The organism is Burkholderia sp. (assembly GCF_018375725.1).
Taxonomy (GTDB): domain Bacteria; phylum Pseudomonadota; class Gammaproteobacteria; order Burkholderiales; family Burkholderiaceae; genus Burkholderia.
In genome coordinates this window covers 1-5,680 of sequence record NZ_JAHACR010000274.1, presented here as the reverse complement: position 1 = coordinate 5,680, position 5,680 = coordinate 1, and the positions used below count along the sequence as shown (strand labels likewise).

The 5,680-nt window shown below is 66.9% G+C and carries 4 protein-coding genes; 3 read left to right on the top strand and 1 reads right to left on the bottom strand.

The features are described 5' to 3' along the window. The 3 genes from mfd to KH616_RS20505 form a co-directional block, all read left to right on the top strand. Positions 1 to 2,042: transcription-repair coupling factor (gene mfd, locus KH616_RS20515; RefSeq protein ID WP_292250326.1), on the top strand; the 2,042-nt coding region annotated here is incomplete at its 5' end. A 135-nt stretch (positions 2,043 to 2,177) separates the two neighbouring features. Further along, on the top strand, positions 2,178 to 3,398 hold the full coding sequence (argE, locus tag KH616_RS20510) for an acetylornithine deacetylase (protein ID WP_292250324.1): 1,221 nt from the start codon (positions 2,178 to 2,180) through the stop codon (positions 3,396 to 3,398). Positions 3,399 to 3,450: 52 nt separating this feature from the next. Continuing rightward, positions 3,451 to 4,467 (top strand): threonine/serine dehydratase, encoded by a 1,017-nt coding sequence (locus tag KH616_RS20505; RefSeq protein WP_292250322.1) that lies wholly within the window; start codon positions 3,451 to 3,453, stop codon positions 4,465 to 4,467. Between the two features lie 443 nt (positions 4,468 to 4,910). Here the strand turns inward: KH616_RS20505 and KH616_RS20500 are convergent. Next, on the bottom strand, positions 4,911 to 5,680 hold a 770-nt coding region (locus KH616_RS20500; RefSeq protein ID WP_292250320.1), incomplete at its 5' end, for a penicillin-binding transpeptidase domain-containing protein.

Genomic DNA, 5,680 nt, shown 5'->3' with positions numbered 1-5,680 from the left:
TGTCCGAGCTGAAGGCCGGCGATCCGGTCGTCCACGCGCAGCACGGCATCGGCCGCTACATGGGCCTCGAGTCGATGGATCTCGGCGAGGGCGAGACCGAGTTCCTACATCTCGAATACGCGGGCAGCAGCAAGCTCTACGTGCCGGTCGCGCAACTGCATGTGATCTCGCGCTACAGCGGCGCCGATCCGGACAGCGCACCGCTGCACGCGCTCGGCTCGGGCCAGTGGGATCGCGCGAAGCGCAAGGCCGCGCAGCAGATCCGCGACACCGCCGCCGAGCTGCTGAACCTGTATGCGCGCCGCGCGGCCCGCGAAGGCCACGCGTTCGCGCTCGAACCGCGCGACTACGTGAAGTTCGCGGAAAGCTTCGGTTTCGAGGAAACGCCCGACCAGGCCGCCGCGATCGCATCCGTGATCGGCGACATGACGAGCGGCAAGCCGATGGACCGCCTCGTCTGCGGCGACGTCGGCTTCGGCAAGACCGAGGTTGCGCTGCGCGCCGCGTTCATCGCGGTGATGGGCGGCAAGCAGGTCGCCCTGCTGTCGCCGACCACGCTGCTCGCCGAGCAGCACACGCAGACCTTCGCCGACCGCTTCGCCGACTGGCCGGTGCGCATCGTCGAGCTGTCGCGCTTCAAGACCGCGAAGGAAATCAACGCGGCGATCGCGCAGATCAACGAGGGCACCGTCGATATCGTGATCGGCACGCACAAGCTGCTGTCGTCGGATGTGCAGTTCAAGCGGCTCGGCCTCGTGATCATCGACGAGGAGCACCGCTTCGGCGTCCGCCAGAAGGAAGCGCTGAAGGCGCTGCGCGCGGAGGTCGACGTGCTGACGCTCACCGCGACGCCGATCCCGCGCACGCTCGGGATGGCGCTCGAAGGGCTGCGCGACTTCTCGGTGATCGCGACCGCGCCGCAGAAGCGCCTCGCGATCAAGACCTTCGTGCGCCGCGAGGACGACAGCGTGATCCGCGAGGCGATGCTGCGCGAGCTGAAGCGCGGCGGGCAGGTCTACTTCCTGCACAACGAGGTCGAGACGATCGAGAACCGCAAGGCGATGCTCGAGGCGCTCGTGCCCGAGGCGCGCATCGTGGTGGCGCACGGCCAGATGCACGAGCGCGAGCTGGAACGCGTGATGCGCGATTTCGTCGCGCAGCGTGCCAACGTGCTGCTGTGCACGACGATCATCGAGACCGGCATCGACGTGCCGAGCGCGAACACGATCATCATGCACCGCGCCGACAAGTTCGGCCTAGCGCAGCTGCACCAGCTGCGCGGGCGCGTCGGCCGTTCGCATCACCAGGCTTATGCCTACCTGCTGGTCCATGATCCGCAGTCGCTGACCAAGCAGGCGCAGCGCCGGCTCGAGGCGATCCAGCAGATGGAGGAACTGGGTTCCGGCTTCTATCTGGCGATGCACGACCTCGAGATCCGCGGCACCGGCGAAGTGCTCGGCGACAAGCAGTCGGGCGAGATCCACGAGATCGGCTTCCAGCTCTACACGGAAATGCTCAACGACGCGGTGAAGGCGCTGAAGAACGGCCAGGAGCCCGACCTCACCGCCCCGCTCGCCGCCACGACGGAGATCAACCTGCACGCCCCCGCGATCCTGCCGTCCGACTATTGCGTCGATGTGCAGGAGCGGCTGTCGCTGTACAAGCGCCTCGCGAACTGCGAGCACGGCGACGCGATCGACGACATCCAGGAAGAGCTGATCGACCGCTTCGGCAAGATGCCGCCGCAGGCGCACGCGCTTGTCGAGACGCACCGGCTGCGCCTCGCCGCGAAGCCGCTCGGGATTACGAAGATCGACGCGAGCGAGGCCGCGATCGGCCTGCAGTTCGTGCCGAATCCGCCGATCGACCCGATGCGCATCATCGAGATGGTGCAAAAGCATCGCCACATCAAGCTCGCGGGCCAGGACAAGCTGCGGATCGAGACGCGCACGCCGGATCTGGCGATCCGCGTGTCGACGATCAAGGAGACGCTGCGCGCGCTGGACCGCAACCGGCAAGGCGCGGCCGTGCCGTCGCGCTGACCGGCGGAACGCCGGCCGGGATCCGTGAGCGGCGGCACGCCACGCGCCGTTCATGCTGCGCTGCACAGCGGCCCGCGAAGGCGGGCCGCATCGTTTTTGAGTATGATTTTCCCATTCCTCAGACGGAGTTCAGCCATGTCCACTCTCGACGCGCCGGCGCAGTCCGCCGCCGAATCGCGCGATGCCTCCCTCGTCAGCCTCGACTGGATCAAGCAACTGGTGTCGATGGATACGACGAGCCGCGTGCCGAACCTCGGCCTGATCGAAACGGTGCGCGACGCACTCGCCGCCAAGGGCATCGAAGCGACGCTCACACACGATCCGCGCGGTGGCTGGGCCAACCTGTTCGCCACGGTGCCCGCGCACGACGGCGCGACGAACGGCGGCATCGTGCTGTCCGGGCACACCGACGTCGTGCCGGTCGACGGCCAGCAATGGGACAGCGATCCGTTCCGTCCGGAAATCCGCGACGGCCGCCTGTACGGCCGCGGCACCTGCGACATGAAGGGATTCATCGGCGCGGCGCTCGCGCTGCTGCCGGAGATGCAGGCGGCGAAGCTCGCGCAGCCGATCCATTTTGCGCTGTCGTATGACGAGGAAATCGGTTGCGCGGGCGCGCCGCTGATGATTGCCGACCTGCAAAAACGCGGCGTGACGCCGTCCGGCTGCATCGTCGGCGAGCCGACCAGCATGCGGCCGATCATCGCTCACAAGGGCATCAACGCGTACCGCTGCTGCGTGCGCGGCCACGCGGCGCATTCGTCGCTGACACCGAAGGGCCTCAACGCCATCGAATACGCGGCGCGCCTCATCTGCCATATCCGCGATGTCGCCGACCGCTTCCGCGCCGAAGGCCCGTTCGACGATCTGTACGACGTCCCGTTCACGACCGCGCAGACCAGCACCATCCAGGGCGGCAACGCGATCAACACCGTGCCGGCCGAATGCCGTTTCGATTTCGAGTTCCGCAATCTGCCGACGCTCGACCCCGAGCAGATCTTCCGGCGCATCGAGGCGTACGCGCAGGAAACGTTGCTGCCGCAGATGCTGCGCGAGCATCCGAATGCCGCCATCGAGTTCTCGAAGATCGCCGCGGCGCCGGGCCTCGACGCGACCGAACAGGCCGCGATCACGCAGCTCGTGCGCGCGCTGACCGCCGACCAGGACAAACGCAAGGTCGCGTACGGCACCGAAGCCGGGCTGTTCGAACGGGCCGGCATTCCGAGCGTCGTGTGCGGCCCCGGCAACATCGAACAGGCGCACAAGCCGAACGAATACGTCGAGCTTTCGCAACTGGCCGCCTGCGAGCAATTCCTGCGGAAGTTCATCCGCAGCATGTCGGCCGACGCGCGCTGACCCATCCCGCCCCGCCGGCTCGCGCGCGGGCCGGCTCATCCACACGCCAGCCATGTCGACTGCACAACAGGGCGCCGCGCCCACGATCGACGGCGAGCCGATTCCCACGCTCGACGATATTGCCGCACAACATTTCGCGCTGTCGCCGTGGGTCGTGCGCACGCCGGTGTTCGAGCGCACGGATCTCCCGTCGCTCGAAGGAACGCACGTCAACTTCAAGTTCGAGCTGCTGCAGGCAAGCGGCAGCTTCAAGATACGCGGCGCATTCACGCACCTGCTCGCGCTCGACGAAGCGCGCAAGAACGTCGGCGTCACCTGCGTCTCGGCCGGCAATCACGCGGCGGCGGTCGCCTATGCGGCGAAGCGGCTCGGCAGCAGCGCGAAGGTCGTGATGTTCCACACGGCAAGCCCGTCGCGTATCGCGCAATGCAAGCAGTACGGCGCGGAAGTCGTGCTGGCCGGCAGCGCGTCGCAGGCGTTCGACCTGGTGCGCCGGATCGAAGCGGAGGAAGGCCGTTTCTTTATCCATCCGTTCAACGGCTACCACACGATCCTCGGCACCGCGACGCTCGGCTACGAATGGGCGACGCAGACACCGGATCTCGATGCGGTGATCGTACCGATCGGCGGCGGCGGCCTGGCGGCCGGCGTGTCGACCGCGCTGCGGCTCGCGAACCCGCGCGTGCATGTCTACGGCGTCGAGCCGGAGGGCGCCGACGCGATGTGCCGCAGCTTCGCGGCCAATCACACGGTCAAGATGACCGCGATGCATACGATCGCCGATTCGCTGATGGCACCGCACACCGAGGAATACAGCTATCAGCTGTGCCGGCGTCACATCGACCGCATCGTCACCGTGTCCGACGACGCGTTGCGCATGGCGATGCTTTACCTGTTCTCGCACCTGAAGGTCGCCGTCGAACCGGCCTGCGCGGCGGCCATGGCCGCCCTTCTCGGCCCGCTGCGCGAAACGCTGCAAGGCCGGCGGGTCGGTGTGCTGCTGTCCGGCACCAACACCGATCCGGTGACGCTCGGCATGCACCTCGCGCATGCGCGATTGCAGCGCTGACGAGGGCCGGATCACCTGCGTTCTGTCGGAAATGCCGTCGGCAAATGTCGGGGAAACCGGGCCAACGCATTGAATGCATGGGGTTTTTGACGCGACGCAGCATCCGGCCGCCCTGGCGCGAGCGTCACGACGACCACTTGGGGTTATCCCCAATTTTTGTTGACAGACTTGTGGAGAAGTTTCCCGAAAGATCGCCAAGCCATTGTTTTTAATAAGCAATATCGACAGGCTCACGCGCTGACACCGATTAGGCAGCCCACCCGGCCATCGAGGTTATCCACATTTTTTGTGGACAGACGTGTAGACAACACCGGGATCGCACCCCCAAGCCGTTGATGCGAAAGGATTTGTCCGCCGCGCCCGGCGTCCCGACAAAAAAAGACGGCCGCGTCGTGCGGCCGTCTTTCGTCATCGACATGGCGCGCTGCTGCGGCCGCCACCGGTCACGGCTTGTTGCCGTCGAACATATCCATGATCTGCTGCTTTTCCTGCGCCGACACGGGCGGCGGCGCCAGGCCCGCCGCACCGGCCGAACCGAGCGCATCGTTCGCGTTCATCGAACTCGCGGCCGGGTTGATGTCGACGCTCGACACGAAGCCCTCACCCGGCGTGCGATCCGCGTAATACAGCTCGCCGTCAATCGTCGTCAGCCCGTCGGGCATCGGCATCTGCTGCTCGGGCACATCCTTCAGCGCGGTGCGCATGTAGTTGACCCAGATCGGCAGCGCAAGCTGCGCGCCGAATTCGCGGCTGCCAAGACTCTTCGGCTGGTCGAAGCCCATCCAGGCGACAGCGACGAGCGACTGCTGATAACCGGCGAACCAGCCGTCCTTCGCTTCGTTCGTCGTCCCCGTCTTGCCCTGCAGGTCGCCGCGGCCGAGCGCGTTGGTGCCCGCGCCCGTGCCGGCCGTCGCGACCGTATGCAACAGGCTGTTCATCACGTACGCGTTGCGGCCCTCGATCGTGCGCGGCGCCGTGCCGCCCGCGACCGCCGGCTGCGCCTTCTGCAACGTCTGGCCGTGCGCGTCGTCGACTTCGGCGATCAGATACGGATCGACCTTGTAGCCGCCGTTCGCGAACACCGCATAGCCGGTCGCAAGCTGCAGCGGCGTCACGAGGCCCGCGCCGAGCGCCATCGGCAGGTACGGCGGCGTCTTCGCCGGGTCGAAGCCGAAGCGCTGCGTCACGTAGTCCTGCGCGTACTGCGTGCCGA